At 70.9% G+C, this 15982-nt stretch carries 14 protein-coding genes; 9 read left to right on the top strand and 5 right to left on the bottom strand.

Annotation, left to right across the window (positions count from 1 at the left end; all coding sequences use genetic code 11):
• A partial coding sequence (locus tag VF542_RS19465; RefSeq protein WP_408653356.1) for a DNA translocase FtsK occupies positions 1–2317 on the top strand: 2317 nt, incomplete at its 5' end.
• Between the two features lie 184 nt (positions 2318–2501).
• On the opposite strand, the gene VF542_RS19460 is transcribed toward VF542_RS19465, so the two are convergent.
• Complete coding sequence (locus tag VF542_RS19460; RefSeq protein WP_408653355.1) at positions 2502–2654, bottom strand: hypothetical protein; 153 nt, start codon at positions 2652–2654, stop codon at positions 2502–2504.
• Positions 2655–2720: 66 nt separating this feature from the next.
• Positions 2721–3323, bottom strand: coding sequence for an amino-acid N-acetyltransferase (locus VF542_RS19455; RefSeq protein ID WP_408653354.1), 603 nt, complete (start codon positions 3321–3323; stop codon positions 2721–2723).
• Between the two features lie 98 nt (positions 3324–3421).
• Here VF542_RS19455 and rimO point away from each other — a divergent pair, with 98 nt between their 5' ends.
• The 6 genes from rimO (at position 3422) to VF542_RS19425 (ending at position 8502) form a co-directional block, all read left to right on the top strand.
• Positions 3422–4840, top strand: a complete 1419-nt coding sequence (rimO, locus tag VF542_RS19450; protein ID WP_408653353.1) for a 30S ribosomal protein S12 methylthiotransferase RimO — start codon at positions 3422–3424, stop codon at positions 4838–4840.
• 4 nt (positions 4841–4844) lie between these two features.
• A complete protein-coding gene (pgsA, locus tag VF542_RS19445; protein ID WP_408653352.1) occupies positions 4845–5447 on the top strand; it encodes a CDP-diacylglycerol--glycerol-3-phosphate 3-phosphatidyltransferase in 603 nt (200 codons plus the stop codon).
• Positions 5444–6016, top strand: a complete 573-nt coding sequence (locus tag VF542_RS19440) for a CinA family protein (RefSeq protein WP_408653351.1) — start codon at positions 5444–5446, stop codon at positions 6014–6016. Before pgsA ends, VF542_RS19440 begins: the two co-directional genes overlap by 4 nt.
• Positions 6017–6169: 153 nt before the next feature.
• Positions 6170–6523, top strand: coding sequence for a helix-turn-helix domain-containing protein (locus VF542_RS19435; RefSeq protein ID WP_408653350.1), 354 nt, complete (start codon positions 6170–6172; stop codon positions 6521–6523).
• A gap of 485 nt (positions 6524–7008) precedes the next feature.
• Complete coding sequence (locus VF542_RS19430) at positions 7009–7518, top strand: TetR/AcrR family transcriptional regulator (RefSeq protein WP_408653349.1); 510 nt, start codon at positions 7009–7011, stop codon at positions 7516–7518.
• A 141-nt stretch (positions 7519–7659) separates the two neighbouring features.
• Positions 7660–8502 carry a PspA/IM30 family protein gene (locus VF542_RS19425; protein ID WP_408653348.1) on the top strand — a complete coding sequence of 281 codons (843 nt, stop codon included), beginning with the start codon at positions 7660–7662 and terminating at the stop codon, positions 8500–8502.
• On the opposite strand, the gene VF542_RS19420 is transcribed toward VF542_RS19425, so the two are convergent.
• From VF542_RS19420 to VF542_RS19410, 3 genes are read right to left on the bottom strand one after another with little or no spacing between them, the layout of a single operon-like run.
• Positions 8474–9307: a DNA-formamidopyrimidine glycosylase family protein gene (locus tag VF542_RS19420; RefSeq protein ID WP_408653347.1), complete on the bottom strand. Its 834-nt coding sequence runs from the start codon at positions 9305–9307 to the stop codon at positions 8474–8476. The two genes, VF542_RS19425 and VF542_RS19420, sit on opposite strands and share 29 nt — an antisense overlap.
• 5 nt (positions 9308–9312) lie before the next feature.
• Positions 9313–13890: a DEAD/DEAH box helicase gene (locus tag VF542_RS19415; RefSeq protein WP_408653346.1), complete on the bottom strand. Its 4578-nt coding sequence runs from the start codon at positions 13888–13890 to the stop codon at positions 9313–9315.
• A 54-nt stretch (positions 13891–13944) separates the two neighbouring features.
• Positions 13945–14583, bottom strand: coding sequence for a GNAT family N-acetyltransferase (locus VF542_RS19410; RefSeq protein WP_408653345.1), 639 nt, complete (start codon positions 14581–14583; stop codon positions 13945–13947).
• 54 nt (positions 14584–14637) lie between these two features.
• Here VF542_RS19410 and VF542_RS19405 point away from each other — a divergent pair, with 54 nt between their 5' ends.
• Both VF542_RS19405 and recA read left to right on the top strand, forming a co-directional pair.
• Positions 14638–14829: a DUF3046 domain-containing protein gene (locus VF542_RS19405; RefSeq protein WP_408653344.1), complete on the top strand. Its 192-nt coding sequence runs from the start codon at positions 14638–14640 to the stop codon at positions 14827–14829.
• 223 nt (positions 14830–15052) lie between these two features.
• On the top strand, positions 15053–15982 hold a 930-nt coding region (gene recA, locus VF542_RS19400), incomplete at its 3' end, for a recombinase RecA (protein ID WP_408653343.1).

The following is a 15982-nucleotide window of genomic DNA, read 5'->3' as shown; positions in this document are numbered from 1 at the left end:
CGCCGGAACGCTGGCCCGGGCGGTGGGACGCAACGCGGCCACCGCGCGCGAGCTGGACCCGGCCCACCGCCGCGACGGCGAGGGCCTGGCCGTGCTGGCGCTGGGACTGATCTCGGCGATCGCGGTGTGGTTCGCCGCGGCCGGCCCGCTCGGGGCGGCGATCACCGGGCTGTTCCGGTTGCTGGTCGGCAACCTGGCGCTGCTGCTGCCGCCGCTGTTGATCGTCTGGGCGGTGCACCTGCTGCGCCAGCAGCCGCACCCCGAGCGCCGGGGCCGGCTGCTGGTCGGCGGGCTGGCGATCCTGCTCACGGTCACCGGCATGCTGCACCTGTGGGCCGACTCGCCGCGCGACGAGACCGGCTGGTCCCATGCCGGCGGGGTCACCGGGGTGCTCACCGGCCAGCTGGAACGGGTACTGCCGGCCAGCCTGGTGGTCCTGGTGCTGTTCCTGCTCGGGGCCTTCGGCGTCCTGGTGGTGACCGCCACCCCGCTCAACCAGCTGCCCAGCCTGGTGCGTGAGCTGGTCACCCGTCCGCCCGCCGGCGAAGCCGACGATCCGGTCACCGGCCGGCGCGCCGGGGACACCGCCGGCACCGGGCCAGGCCTGGACGGCGAGGTCGACCCGTTCCTCGACGACCCGTTCCCAGCCGGCGACCCGGCCATCGATCCAGCCTCGGAGAACGGCGGGCTTTCCGGGACGGACCCGGCTGCCCGCAGGCCACGCAAGCCCCGGGCCAGGCCGGCGGTCGAGGACGACCTGCCGCCGGTCACCAGGCCGACCCAGCTGGAGCTGCACGGTGGCGCCGCCTACGTGTTGCCCTCACCCGACATCCTCGGTGTCGGGTCACAACACCTGGCGCACACCCGGGCCAATGACGAGGTGATCGCCTCGCTGACGCAGGTCTTCGAGGAGTTCAACGTCGACTGTGCGGTCACCGGCTTCAGCCGCGGTCCCACCGTCACCCGCTACGAGGTCGAACTCGGCCCGGGCGTCAAGGTCGAGCGGATCATCCAGCTGGCCCGCAACATCGCCTACGCCGTGAAGAGCCCGGACGTCCGGATCATCAGCCCGATCCCCGGCAAGTCCGCCGTCGGCGTCGAGATCCCCAACACCGACCCTGAAATCGTGATGCTCGGGGACGTACTGCGCTCGAACGTGGCGCTGCGCGACCACCACCCGATGCTGGCCGCGCTCGGCAAGGACGTCGAGGGCGGCTTCGTGGTGGCCAACCTGGCCAAGATGCCGCACCTGCTCGTCGCGGGGGCGACCGGCGCCGGCAAGAGCTCGTGCATCAACTCCCTGATCCTGTCGGTGCTGACCAGGGCGACCCCGGACGAGGTCCGGATGGTGCTGATCGATCCGAAGCGGGTCGAGTTCGCCGCCTACCAGGGGATCCCGCACCTGGTGACGCCGGTGATCACCAATCCGAAGAAGGCGGCCGACGCCCTCGGCTGGGTGGTGCGTGAGATGGACATGCGCTACGAGGACATGGAGGCCTCGGGCGTGCGGCACATCGACGACTTCAACCGCAAGGTGCGCCACGGCGAGCTGGTCGCCCCGCCCGGCAGCGAGCGGGTCTACAGGCCCTACCCCTACCTGCTGGTGATCGTCGACGAGCTGGCGGACCTGATGATGGTGGCCCCGCGCGACGTGGAGGACGCGATCGTGCGGATCACCCAGCTGGCCCGGGCGGCCGGCATCCACCTGGTCATCGCCACCCAGCGGCCCTCGGTCGACGTGGTGACCGGCCTGATCAAGGCCAACGTGCCGTCCCGGTTGGGCTTCAAGACCTCGTCGGTGACCGACTCCCGGGTCATCCTGGACCAGCCGGGTGCTGAGAAGCTGCTCGGCAAGGGCGACGGGCTGTTCCTGCCGATGGGAGCTTCCAAGCCGGCCCGGATCCAGGGCGCCTACGTCACCGATGCCGAGATCAGCGCGATCGTGGCGCACTGCAAGGCCCAGTTGCAGCCGACCTACCGCGAGGACGTGACGGTGCCGGCCGCGGCCACCAAGGAGATCGACTCCGATATCGGTGACGACATGGACGTCTTCCTGCAGGCGGTGGAGCTGGTGGTCTCGACCCAGTTCGGGTCGACGTCGATGCTGCAGCGCAAGCTCCGGGTCGGGTTCGCCAAGGCCGGCCGGTTGATGGACCTGATGGAGTCCCGCTCGATCGTGGGCCCATCGGAGGGTTCCAAGGCCCGCGACGTGCTGGTGAAGCCCGATGAGCTTGCCGGGCTGATGTACACGCTGCGCAACGGCGGCGGTGCCGAGGACCTGGTGGCCGACGACGAGGACGAGCCCGCGCCGTTCTGAGGACAGCACCGGCGCACTCCTGACCACCCGCGCCGTTCTGAGGACAGCACCCGTGCCGTCCTGACCAGACGTGCCGTTCTGACCAGGCGAACTGCGGTAACGACGAACTGTGGAGACGACGAACGGCCCTGACCGCGACTGCGGTCAGGGCCGAAAGGCCGGCGAGGCGTGTTAGCCGCGCGTCTTAGCCGCGCGTCGCGTGCCGGGCCAGGTAGAACAGCCGCCGGAACGTCAACCTGGCGCGCTCGTTCGAGGCATGGCGGCCGGAGCCGACAGCTTCCCGGGCGGGCACCGTCCAGCTGGCAGACCCAGGACGGGCCAACTGAAATCCGGTCATAGACAACACCTCCGTTACGCAGGGTATAGATGTTGTCTTCTGTGACTGGAGAGGCGCGCGGAAGTATCAACCTCCACGTGATGGTTCGGCGCCCAGCGGCCAGCGGCCGTTCGCGGCCCGTTCCGGGGCATGGGGACGGCTGTCGAGCGTGAGCAGCATCCGGCAGTTGCCCAGGGTGTTCGGCTTGACGTACTCCAGATCGAGGAACTCGGCGATGCCGGCGTCATAGGAGCGGCGCAGCTGGGCATACACCTCGGTGTCCACCGGGGTGTCGTCGATCTCGATGAAGCCGTGCCGGGCGAAGAACCGGGTCTGGAAGGTCAGCGCGAACAACCGGTGCAGCCCCAGTTCGCGGGCGCCGGCGATCAATTCACCGAGCAGCAGGTCACCGATCCGGCGGCCGCGCCGTTCCGGGGCCACTGCCAGCGTCCGGATCTCGCCCAGGTCCTCCCACAGCACGTGCACCGCGCCGCACCCGATCACCGCGCCGTCCTGCTCGGCCACCCGGAATTCCTGCACCGACTCGTACAGCGTCACGGTGTCCTTGGCAAGCAGCACCCGCTGGCCGGTGTAGGTGTCGACCAGGTCCTTGATCGCCGGCACGTCACTGGTGCGGGCCCGCCTGATCAGGATGTGGTCAGCCGCGTTCGCGGGGCTGATCTCGGGCATGGCCGCACGATACTCAACCGGTGGCACAACCGGGCGTGAACTCCGGGCTAGCTGGCCAGGGCGCGGATCGCCTGCCGCGCCACGGGTAGCCTGCTGATGTGTCCCAACCGCCCTCCGGAGCGCCAGCCAGCGGCAGCGTCGCCATCGTCACGCTGGGCTGCGCCCGCAACGAGGTGGATTCCGAGGAGCTCGCCGGCACCCTGACCTCCCGGGGCTGGCAGCTGGCCGAGTCCGACGCCGCCGACGTGGTCGTGGTGAACACCTGCGGCTTCATCGACTCCGCCAAGAAGGATTCGATCGACACCCTGCTGGCGGCTGCGGACAGTGGCAAGAAGGTGGTCGCCGTCGGATGCCTGGCCGAGCGCTACGGCGAGCAGCTGGCGGGCGCCCTGCCCGAGGCCGACGCCATTCTCGGCTTCGACTCCTACGCCAGCATCGACGCCCGGCTCGACGACGTGCTGGCCGGCCGGCCGATCGCCCCGCATACCCCGACCGATCGGCGCACCCTGCTGCCGATCAGCCCGGCCCAGCGCCGGTCGGCGGCGTCCGAGGTCGCCGTGCCAGGCCACCGGTGGGGCCCCACGACCGCGCGGGCCCGGCTCGACGACGCGCCGGTGGCCTATCTCAAGCTCGCCTCCGGCTGTGACCGCCGGTGCACGTTCTGCGCCATCCCGTCCTTCCGCGGCGCGTTCGTGTCCCGCGATCCGGCCGAGATCCTGGCCGAGGCGCACTGGCTGGCCGGCCAGGGCGTCCGCGAGCTCGTGCTGGTCAGCGAGAACTCCACGTCCTACGGCAAGGATCTCGGCAACCTGCGGGCGCTGGAGGCGTTGCTGCCCGAGCTCGCCGCGATCGAGGGCATCGAATGGGTCCGGGTCTCCTATCTGCAGCCCGCCGAGTTGCGCCCCTCGCTGCTGCAGGTCATCGCCGGCACGCCGGGGGTGCTGCCGTACTTCGACCTGTCCTTCCAGCACGCCGCCCCGCAGGTGCTGCGCAGGATGAAGCGGTTCGGCTCGACCGAGTCCTTCCTCGGCCTGCTCTCCCAGGCCCGGGCGCTGGCGCCGCAGGCAGGGGCCCGGAGCAACGTCATCGTGGGTTTTCCGGGCGAGACCGAGGACGACCTGGCCGAGCTGGAGCGGTTCCTGACCCTGGCCCGGCTGGATGTGGTCGGGGTGTTCGGGTACTCCGACGAGGACGGCACCGAGGCCGAGCAGTTCGACGGCAAGCTCGACCCCGACGTGATCGCCGGCCGGGTCGAGCGGGTGGCCACACTGGTGAACGAACTCATCGACCAGCGTGCCGAGGACCGGCTCGGTGAGGGCGTCGAGGTGCTGATCGAGACGGCTGAGGACGGCGAGCTGTCCGGCCGGGCGGCCCACCAGGCGCCCGAGACAGACGGCGCGGTGCGGCTGACCGGCGAGCTTGCGGGGCTGCGTCCCGGCCTGCTGGTGCGGGCGGTGGTCACCGGCAACGACGGTGCGGACCTGATCGCCGACGTGGTTCCCGGTTCGGCGCGATGACGCGATGACCGGAATCGAACCGCGCATCGACCCGATCGCCGATCCGGTGACCACCGTCTCGGCGTGGAACATCGCCAACGCCCTGACCATGCTGCGGCTGGTGCTGGTGCCGTTCTTCGCGGTGGCGCTGTTCCACGGCAGCGGGCACGCGCCGGGTTGGCGGGTGACGGCCTGGGCGATCTTCGCGGTGGCCAGCCTCACCGACCGGGTCGACGGCGAGATCGCGCGCCGGCGCGGCCTGGTCACCGAGTTCGGCAAGCTGGCCGACCCGATCGCGGACAAGGCGCTGATCGGCACCGCGCTGGTCGGGCTGTCGATGCTGGGCGACCTGCCCTGGTGGGTGACGGTGGTGATCCTGGTCCGCGAGGTCGGTGTCACGCTGCTGAGGTTCTGGGTGATCCGGCACGGCGTGATGTCGGCCAGCCGTGGCGGCAAGGTCAAGACCCTGCTGCAGGGAGTGGCGATCGGGCTGCTGGTGCTGCCGCTGTCAGGCGCGCTGCACATCGCCGCCACCGCGGTGATGGCGGCTGCCGTGGTGCTGACCGTCGTGACGGGCCTTGACTACGTGGCTCGGGCGGTGCGGCTGCGCCGGGTGGTGGGGGCATGACCGGCCCTGCTGACGGCCCCGGCCCTGCTGACGACTCCGGCCCTGCTGACGGCCCCGGCCCGGACCTGGACTTCGCCGGCCGGTTGGAGCAGCTGCACCGGATGCTGGGCGAGCAGCAGCAGACGGTGGCGGTGGCCGAATCGGTGACTGGCGGCTTGCTGTCGGCGGCGTTGACCAGCACCGCCGGGGCCAGCGCCACCTTCCGCGGCGGGCTGGTGGTGTATGCCACCGACCTCAAGGCCCGGCTGGCCGGCGTTACCGAAAGCCTGCTCGCCGAGCATGGCCCGGTCGCCCCCCAGGTCGCGCTGGAACTCGCCCGGGGTGTGCGCAGCCGGCTGTCGGCCAGCTGGGGTGTCGGGGTGACCGGGGTCGCCGGACCGCAACCGCAGGACGGCAAGGCGGTAGGAACGGTCTTCATGGCCGTCGTGGGTCCCGGCCCGGACGACGGTATCGAATCGGTCTCAGAACTGAATCTGACGGGTGACCGGAACACGATCCGGGTACAGATCGTTGAACAAGCAGTCGCGCTTCTCGCCGGAGCGGTTTTCCACCTCACCGGAGCACCCTGACGGGCGGCTGCAAGTTCGCTGTCAGCAAATAAGTTGGTGGGTTCGGCGCTGGAACATACGACCGGACTAGCATTGGATTTCAGAAGATCGCCAGTCGGCCGATGAGGATTCACGGCAGATGACGCGATCGGTGGACGAAGGGGGTTTCGCGAGATGGCAGTTCTCCGCCATGTGGTCGGCGAGACCCTGCGCGCGGTCCGCCTGCGCCAGCGCCGCACGCTTCGTGAGGTGTCCGCGGCGGCGCGGGTGAGCCTGGGTTACCTGTCCGAGATCGAGCGCGGCCACAAGGAGCCTTCCTCCGAGCTGCTCGCGGCGATCTGCGAGGCACTCGACATTCCGCTGTCCGAGGTGTTCCTGCTGGTCTCGGACACGCTGCGTCGCCAGGAGACGATGGCCGAGCGGGCCATGGTGCTCGGCGCCCGGCGTGGCTCTCCGGTGCTGACCCCGGCTCCGTCCCGGGGCACCGAGGGACCGCAGGTGCGCGCGCTGCCCAACGTGGCGGCCTAGCCCGATGTGACTGCCGTGCGGCCCAGCCGTGCGGTAACTCTCATGCCACGGTCGAGACAATGGGCGTGTCGGGCATGCGGCTAGCCGGTGGGCGCGGGTCAGCCACCTAACTTCGGGGTATGAGCACGCAGAGTTCGCCCCGCCGCCCCGACCCGCTGTCCGACTTCGTGCTTCGGTCCACCACGTCGGCTCCGGTACCCCGAGCGCAGCCGCGGGTCTCCGCCACCGGCGTCGCCGCTGGTGGCTCGGCTGCTCCGGCCAGGTCGGCTGCTCCGGCCAGGTCGGCTGCTCCGTCCGGCTCGGCTGCTCCGTCCGGCTCGGCCGCTCCAGCCGGTGGCTCGGCTGCTCCGTCCGGCTCGGCTGCTCCGTCCGGCTCGGCCGCTCCAGCCGGCGGCTCGGCTGCTCCGTCCGGCGGTGCCCGCCCACAGGCGGCCGGCAGCGATTCCCGGCGGCGGACCTCGCCCGCCGCTACGGCAGGCGCCCGAATGGCCGGCCCGATGGCTCGCAGCCGGGCGGCGATCCTGGACGGTGCCCGAGCTGCCGTCGAGGCGAACGGAACCAAGATCACGATGGCCCAGGTCGCCGCACGGGGCGGGGTCGCCAAGGCCACGCTGTACAACCACTTCCGGACCCGCGAGGACGTGCTGGCGGCCCTGCTGCTCGATGAGATCGACCGGCTGGTGTCGACGGTGGCCGACTTGGAGCTGCCCCAGGCGCTGGCCTCCGCCGCGGTAGCGGTATCGGAACACCCGCTGCTCGAGGCGCTGGGTGGCCAGGACACCACCACGCTCGCGGTGCTGGCCCGGGTCGATGTGCGCACCCCGGGCTGGGGGCGGGTGGCCCGCGCCGTCGAGCAGCTGCTGCGCCGGGCCGGCCGGGGCGGCACTCCGACGGTGCTGCGCTGGCTGTCGTCGTTCATCATCGCGCCGGCGGACGAGCTCGACATCGCAGCCGATGTGACGGTGCTGCTCTCCGGCCTGCCCGCGGCGAGATAGGGCGTCCGCGGCCGATAGGGCTGCACCCGCTCGTGTCACCCCCACGATCCGCGGTAGCCGATTTGGACCGCGCTGCCGGCCATGATGCAGACTGGGGTAGGCAGTGATGTCTCCGACGGTTACCGGAAGGTCGTAGCAGCGATGGCGAACGGTTTGGTCAAGGCCTGGCGTTATATCTCAGCCTGGTTCGGTGCCAAGGTCGACGAGAACGCCGACCCCGAGATCCAGATCCGGCAGGCGATCGAGGATGCCCAGCGCCAGCACGTGGCACTGAGCAATCAAGCCGCGCGCGTGATAGGCACCCAGCATCAGCTGGAGCTCAAACTCGACCGGCAGCTGAGCCAGATCGAGGAACTTCAGGCCCAGGCCCGCCAGGCCCTGGTGCTGGCCGACCAGGCGCGCGCCGCCGGCGACGAGACGAAGGCCGCCGACTTCGAGCAGACCGCCGGGGTGCTGGCCAACCAACTGGTGACCGCCGAGGCCGCCGCCGCCGATCTCAAGCAAATGCACGATCAGTCGATCAGCGCCGCCCAGCAGGCCCGCCAGGCCGTGCAGGACAACGCGATGACGCTGCAGGAGAAGATGGCCGAGCGCACGAAGCTGCTGGGCCAGCTGGAGCAGGCCAAGATGCAGGAGCACGTGTCGGCGGCGCTGAACCAGATGGGGGAGTTGGCCGCTCCGAGAAACACCCCCTCGCTGGACGAGGTACGCGACAAGATCGAACGGCGCTACGCCAACGCGCTCGGCCAGGCCGATCTGGCCACCAACTCGGTCCAGGGCCGGATGCTGGAGGTCCGCAGGGCTACCACCAACATGGCCGGCCAGGCGCGGCTGGCCGAGATTCGAGCCTCGCTCGGGTCTGCCACCGGTGGCGACGGCGGCGCCGCGGCCCTGTCCGATTCCGCGCCCCCTGCGCTGGAGAAGGCCAGGCCACCGCTGACCAGCGACCAGACCGTCACCGAACGGGCCGAGACCGAGCGCTAGGTCGCCGATCGCTGTCCGCCGGCGCCGCCTGGCAGGACGGGCAGAAGTAGGTGATGCGCTCCGTCGCCGGATCCTCGCCCTGCTCGCACTGGCGCACCGCGGTGCCGCACCGCCGGCAGCCCTTACCGGCACGGCCGTAGACCCAGTACTGCTGGCCGGGCTGGCGCCAACCGGTGGTGGTCCTGCTGTAGTCGCCGAGGTTGCCGCGCAGCAGCCGTACCGAGTCGTCGATGACGGCGCCGAGGTCGGGTACGTCGGCTACCGGCAGGAATGGGCTGAGCCTGTTCAGGAACAGCACCTCGCTCTTGTAGACGTTGCCGATGCCGGCGGCCAGCCGCTGGTCCAGCAGCGCCTCACCGATGGGCCTCGACGGCTGGCCGGCGAACCTGCGCAGCGCCTCGGCACGGTCGAAGTCCGGTGCCAGCAGATCCGGGCCGAGGTGCCCGACCACCTCGTTCTCGGCGTCGGTGGCCACCAGCTTCAGGTCGTGCAGCCGGAAGCCGGCGGCCAACCAGTCGGCGTTGCCGACCAGCGCCCTGATCTCGAAGTCGCGGCCCCGTGGCCGGGACTTCGCCGGGCCCACCTGCCAGCTCCCGTCCATCCGCAGGTGGCTGTGCAGGCTCTGCCCGGTGGAGAACCGGATCAGGATGTGCTTGCCGCGCGGCACCACCTCGGTGACGGTGGCACCGGTCAGGTCGGCAAGCGCAAGAGCGGGCGTCCGCAGGTCGAACCGGGTCACCGGGCGCCCGGCCAGCGCGGCGTGCAGCCGCTGGCTGGTGATGTAGACGGTGTCGCCTTCGGGCACCTAGCTCACGCTCGCAGCCGCAGGCCCCGGGGCGACGGGCGAAAGCCTGCCTGCTCCAGGGCCGAACCCAGTACCGATGCCACGATCGGGTCGCCATCGGCCGATTCGACATGCAGCTTGCCCAGCGAACCGGCCCGGGCGCTGACCGCCAGCGCCGCGGCCGCCGCCTGCAGCAGCGCCTCATCCGCCGTGAAGGACAGCAGCGTCTTGCCACCACGCTCGACGTACAGCGCACATTCGCCGTTCACCAGCACCACCAGGGCGCCGGCCTTGCGGGCCGGCTGATGACCGCGCTTGCCGGCCTCCAGTTCGGGCAGGTGCACCCGGTCCGGCCAGGCCAGCGCCGCTCCGTAGGGGTTCGCGGGATCGGTGGCTGCCAGCACCAGCGCCTCGGCTTCCGCGGGATCGCCCCGTTCGTAGGCGGTGGTCAGGGTGCGCAGCCGGTCGATCGCGCCGGTGAGCCCGAACTGGGCCGCGCCCAGGCCCTCGACGAAGTAGCCACGCCGGTAGCGCCCGGCGTCCTCGCCCTGCCGGAGCACCGGATAGACGGCCGAGAACCCACCGACCACCCCTTCGGCGGCCACCTCGCCGCGGGTCAGGATGCCGTAGCGGTCCAGCAGCACCTCGGTACGCAGCAGCGCCCGGCGGGCATCGTCAGGGGTGCGCTCGGGCAGCCGGGACCAGCGCCCCGGAAGGCTGCTGACGGGTTGCCGCCCGGTTGCCGCCAGCGTGGCGCCGGCCAGGTTGAACCGGCCGTACCTGGCTCGGGGAGGGGCCGGCCGCCGGCCGTGCGCGGTACGCCCGCCACCTAGCCGGCCGCGCACCGGTGCCAGCGTGTCGTTGGTGATGAAGCCCGCGAACGCCAGGTCCCAGATCGCCCGGGTCAGGTCGGCCTCGGACACCTCAGCGGTGCCGGCCAGCCCTGCGGTACCGGCCAGCCCCCCGGTACCGGCAACCTCCGCGGTACCGGCCAGCCCCGTGGTACCGGCCAGCTCAGCGGTACCGGCCAGCTCAGCGGCCACCCGGTCGCTGATCGCCCGCAGGAACAGTGCCTGCTCACCGTCCAGCGCGGCCAGCACAGCCTTGTGCACCGGCGTCAGTTCGAGGTCGGCAACGGGGGGCAACAGCTCCCCGGCAGCCGAGGCCGGGACCAGCGTCAGCCAGCCGTCGTTGCCGGCCAGCGCGCCGGCTCCGCACCACAGCACCTCCCCGGAGCTGGTGAGCTCGTCCAGCAGTGCCGGCGAGTAGTCCGAGAGCCGGGCCGGCAGCACCAGGCTCTCCAGCGCGCTGGCCGGCACCGCGACGCCGGCCAGTTGTTCGATCACCCGAGCCAGGCCGTCGATGCCCCTGCCGCGACGGCTGCCTCCGACGCCCTGCCACTCGGGCAGGAACCGAGCCAGCACCGCCTGGGGGGCCGGCTCCACCTCCCGGCGGAGCGCCGCCAGCGACCGCCGCCGGATGGTGCGCAGCATGGTGGCGCCGCAGTACTCGCGCCCGACCCGGCCCGGCGTGAACTCACCTGCGACCACCTGTCCGCTGGCGACCAGTCGTTCCAGGCCGGCCTGGACGACAGCCGTGCCCAGCCCCAGCCGGGCCGCGGGCTCGGCGATCACGAACGGGCCGTGCGTCCGGGCATACCTGGACAGCAGGTCACCCAGCGGATCGGCGACCAGCTCGGTGAATGCCTCCGGAATTCCGATCGGCAGCGCGGCCCCGAGAGCATCGCGTACCCGTCCGGCGTCCTCGATCGCCAGCCAGCGCAGCTCACCGGCGATCCGGACGGTGATGGCCCGCCGGGTGGAGCGCAGCTGGTGCAGGTCCGCTTCGCTCGCGCCCCGGGCGACGGCTTCGGCGCTACTGAGGTCACCGACCTCCCGGAGCAGGTCGTGGGTCTGATCCGGCCCCCGAACCTGGCGCTGCTCGCTGAGCCGCTGCGCATCGGCGATCGACTCCGCGATGGCGTTCTCATCCAGCAGGTCCCGCAGGTCCGGGGAGCCCATCAGCTCGGCCAGCAGAGAGGTGTCCAGAGCCAGCGCCTGCGCCCGGCGCTCGGCCAGCGGCGCGTCGGTGTCATAGAGGAACATGCCGACGTAGCTGAACAGCAGGGATTGCGAGAACGGCGAGGGGCTGGCCGTCTCGACCTCGACCAGCCGGATCTCCCGGGACTGCAACTGGCGCATGAGTTCGGTCAGGCCCGGCAGGTCATAGACGTCCTGCAGGCATTCGCGCATGGCTTCCAGCACCACCGGGAACTGGCCGTAGTCACGGGCGACCTGCATCAGCGCGTTGGCACGCTGCCGTTGCTGCCACAGCGGCGCCCGCCGGCGCGGGTCACGCTTGGGCAGCAGCAGTGAGCGGGCCGCGCACTCGCGGAACCTGGATGCGAACAGCGCCGAGTTCGTCACCTCGCCGGTGACCAGGCCGGCGATCTCCGCCGGGTCGAAGACAGTGATGTCGGCACCCGGCGGCTCTGCCGTGGTGTCGGGCAGCCGCAGCACGATGCCGTCGTCGGAATGCATCGACTGCACGTCCAGGCCGTACCGCTCGCGCAGCGCGGCCGAGATCGCCAGCGCCCACGGGGCGTTCACCGGTGCGCCGAACGGGGAGTGCAGGACCAGCCGCCAGTCACCGAGCTCGTCACGGAACCGCTCGACCACGATCGTCCGGTCGGTGGGCAGGTGACCGGTGGCGCGGCGCTGTTCGGCGAGGTAGCCGACCAGGTTGGCCGCCGCCCACTCGTCCAGCCCGGCCGTTCGCGCTCGCTGGATCGCCGCTGCCTCGGTGGCGCTGCCGAGTTCACGCACGAACGCGCCCAGGGCTCGGCCGAGTTCCACCGGGCGGCCCAGCGAGTCCCCCTTCCAGAACGGCATCTTGCCTGCCTGGCCGGGTGCCGGGCTGACCAGGACCCGGTCGTGGGTGATGTCCTCGATCCGCCAGGACGAGGACCCGAGCAGGAAGACCTCGCCGACCCGGGACTCGTAGACCATCTCCTCGTCCAGCTCGCCGACCCGGCGGCCGGGACCGTCGCTGGCGGCCAGGAACACCCCGAACAGGCCGCGGTCGGGAATGGTGCCGCCCGAGGTGACCGCCAGCCGCTGGGCACCCGCCCGGCCGGTGAGTTCCCCGCTGATCCGGTCCCAGACCAGCCTGGGCCGCAACTCGGCGAAGGCGTCGGAGGGATAGCGGCCGGCCAGCATGTCCAGAACCGCCTCCAGCGCGGATCGGGGGAGCGTCGCGAACGACGCGCTGCGCCGGATCAGCCGCTCGACCTCGTCCACCGTCATGGTGTCCAGCGCGACCATCGCCACGATCTGCTGGGCGAGCACGTCCAGCGGATTCCGGGGATAGCGCATCGACTCGATCTGACCGCCGCGGATCCGCTCGGCAACCACCGCGCATTCCAGCAGGTCACCGCGGTACTTGGGGAAGATCACGCCCCGGGACTCCGCTCCCACCTGATGCCCGGCCCGGCCCAGCCGCTGCATTCCGGCGGCAACCGAAGGCGGTGACTCCACCTGCACCACCAGGTCGACCGCGCCCATGTCGATGCCCAGTTCGAGCGAGGAGGTGGCGACCACGGCCGGTATCCTGCCGGATTTCAGCTCCTCCTCGACGATCTGGCGCTGCTCGCGCGACACCGAGCCGTGATGTGCCCGGATGTCGGCCACCCGGTCCGGGTCCCGCTCGTGGGCGAGGTCGTTCAGCCGGGCGGTCAGCCGCTCGGCCAGCCGCCGGGAATTGGCGAAGACGATGGTCGAGGTGTGCTGGTCGATCAGGTCCAGGATCCGCTCCTCGACGTGCGGCCAGATCGAGGTCGGCCGCTGCGGGTCCTGGCCGGGGCCGGACTCGCCGAGTTCGGTCAGGTCTTCGACCGGCACCACCACCGACAGGTCCAGCCGCTTGACGGTAGGCGGTTGGACCACGGTGACGGCCCGGCCGCCGGCCAGGAAGGTGGCGACCTCGTCGATCGGGCGAACGGTGGCGGACAGGCCGATCCGTTGGGCCGGTTGGTCGAGCAGCGCGTCCAGCCGTTCCAGGCTTACCGCCAGATGCGCGCCCCGTTTGGTCGCCGCGACCGCGTGCACCTCGTCGAGAATGACCGTCTCGACCCCGGCCAGGGCTTGCCGGGCCGCGGAGGTGAGCAACAGGAACAGCGATTCCGGCGTGGTGATCAGGATGTCCGCGCCGTGCCGGGCGAAGGCCCGCCGGTCCTCGGGCGAGGTGTCACCGGAACGCGTGGCGACCGAAATCCGCGGTTCGGGCAGCTCCAGCCGGCGAGCGGCCTGGGAGATTCCGACCAGCGGCGAGCGCAGGTTGCGTTCGACGTCTGCCGCCAGCGCCTTGAGCGGGCTGACGTAGAGCACCCGGCAGCGCCGGTTCGGATCATCCGGAATCGGCAGCGCGGCCAGCCGGTCGATCGCGGACAGGAACGCGGCCAGCGTCTTTCCCGAACCGGTCGGGGCGACCACCAGCGTGTGCTCGCCCTTGGCGATGGCCTGCCAGGCCCCGAGCTGGGCCGCGGTGGGGCTGTCGAAGGCACCCTCGAACCAGGCGGTGGTCGCCGGTGCGAACAAGGTGTCCATGCCTCCAGTGTGCGCGCGGGGTATGACAGGGCCAGGGCGGCGGTCGATGAGTGGTCAGCGGCGCAGGCTGGTCCGCAGCCGGTCCCGGGCTGCCGGCCAGTCCTCGTCGGTCATGGCGTACTGGGCGGTGTCGCGCCAGGTGCCGTCGGCTCGGATCCGGTGCTTGCGCAGCACCCCCTCCGAGGTGGCGCCGAGCCTTTGGATCGCCGCCCTGGACCGTTCGTTGAGCACGTCGGTGTGCCAGACCACCCGGGCGGCTTCCAGCACGTCGAAGGCCTGGGCGAGCAGCAGCAGCTTGGACTCGGTGTTGTGACCGGTGCGCCACCACCGCCTGCCTAGCCAGGTGTAACCGATCGACAGTGTTCGCAGCTCGGGTACCACGTCGTAGTAGCTGGTGGTGCCCAGCACCTCACCGGTGACGGAGTCCAGCTGGGCGAACGGAAACCGCTCACCGCGGGCCCGGGCCGCCAGCGCGGCGAGGATCTCGGCCCTGGCCAGCTCAGCCGTCACCGGGATCGGAGCCCGACCCAGCCAGCGGTACACCTGCTCGGCGCCGTCGTCGGAGCGCACTGCCGCGGCGTAGCCCTCGGCGTGCTCGGGTTGCAACGGCACGAGCGTGACCTTGGCGCCGACCAGCGTCTCCTGCGCGTACCAGCGGGCGGGTTCCGGTGCGGGGGAGGCGGGGACCGACATGAGGAGATCTTGCCCGAGCACCGCGATCAGCCGCACTCGCATTACTGTTCGAGTGTGCGACTGAGCGATTTCTGGCAGCGGATGGAAGCCCGGTTCGGATCGACCTACGCGCACTCGCTGGCCGCGGACTACCGGGTGCCGGCGCTGGGTGCGACCGTCAACGACGCCATCGAGCGGGGGGACTCACCGAAATCGGTGTGGCGCGCGATCTGTCAGGAGTTCGACGTCCCGCAGAAGCTGCGCTGAGCGTGCCGGTTCCTCGGCCGGGCTGAGCCGGCAGGACGGGCCCGCAGAACGGGGGCCGCCCGCCAGAAACCGATGTCGGCGTGTTGCGGACAATCGAACACCTGTTCGCTAACCTGAGGAGGCGAGCGCGTGGTCGTCCACAGATCTGCTTCGCCGGCGAAAGTGTCGGTGGCCAGCTCTAGCGTTGCTCTCGACGGAACAGCCACATGAGAGAGGTACCAAGATGGCCGCAGCATTTGACCGTGACAAGGCACTCGAAGTCGCACTGGGTCAGATAGACAAGCAGTTCGGCAAGGGCTCGGTGATGCGGCTGGGTGAGCGGCCTTACGTGCCGATCGAGGTGATCCCCACCGGCTCCATCGCGCTGGACATAGCGCTCGGAATCGGGGGCCTGCCGCGTGGCCGGATCGTGGAGATCTACGGCCCGGAGAGCTCGGGCAAGACGACCGTGGCGCTGCATGCCGTCGCCAATGCCCAGGCTGCCGGCGGGGTGGCGGCGTTCATCGACGCCGAGCATGCGCTGGATCCCGAATACGCCCGGGCCCTCGGGGTCGACACCGACGCCCTGCTGGTCAGCCAGCCCGACACCGGTGAGCAGGCGCTGGAAATCATGGACATGCTGATCCGCTCCGGCGCCCTGGACATCATCGTCGTCGACTCGGTGGCTGCGCTGGTGCCCCGCGCCGAGATCGAGGGCGAGATGGGCGACAGCCACGTCGGGCTCCAGGCCCGCCTGATGAGCCAGGCCCTGCGCAAGCTGACGGGGGCGATCAGCCAGTCCAAGACAACGGCGATCTTCATCAACCAGTTGCGCGAGAAGATCGGCGTCATGTTCGGCTCGCCCGAGACCACCACCGGTGGCAAAGCGCTGAAGTTCTACTCGTCGGTGCGCCTGGACGTCCGCCGTATCGAAACCCTCAAGGACGGTGGCGAGGCGGTAGGCAACCGGACCCGGGTCAAGGTGGTCAAGAACAAGGTCGCTCCGCCGTTCAAGCAGGCGGAGTTCGACATCGTCTACGGCCAGGGAATCAGCCGTGAGGGTTCGCTGATCGACGTCGGTGTCGAGCAGGGCATGGTCCGGAAGTCCGGTGCTTGGTACACCTACGAGGGCGACCAGCTCGGCCAGGGCAAGGAGAACGCCCGCAACTTCCTG

Source organism: Jatrophihabitans sp. (genome assembly GCF_036389215.1).
GTDB lineage: Bacteria > Actinomycetota > Actinomycetes > Mycobacteriales > Jatrophihabitantaceae > Jatrophihabitans_A.
This window is presented reverse-complemented; position numbering and strand designations above follow the sequence as displayed.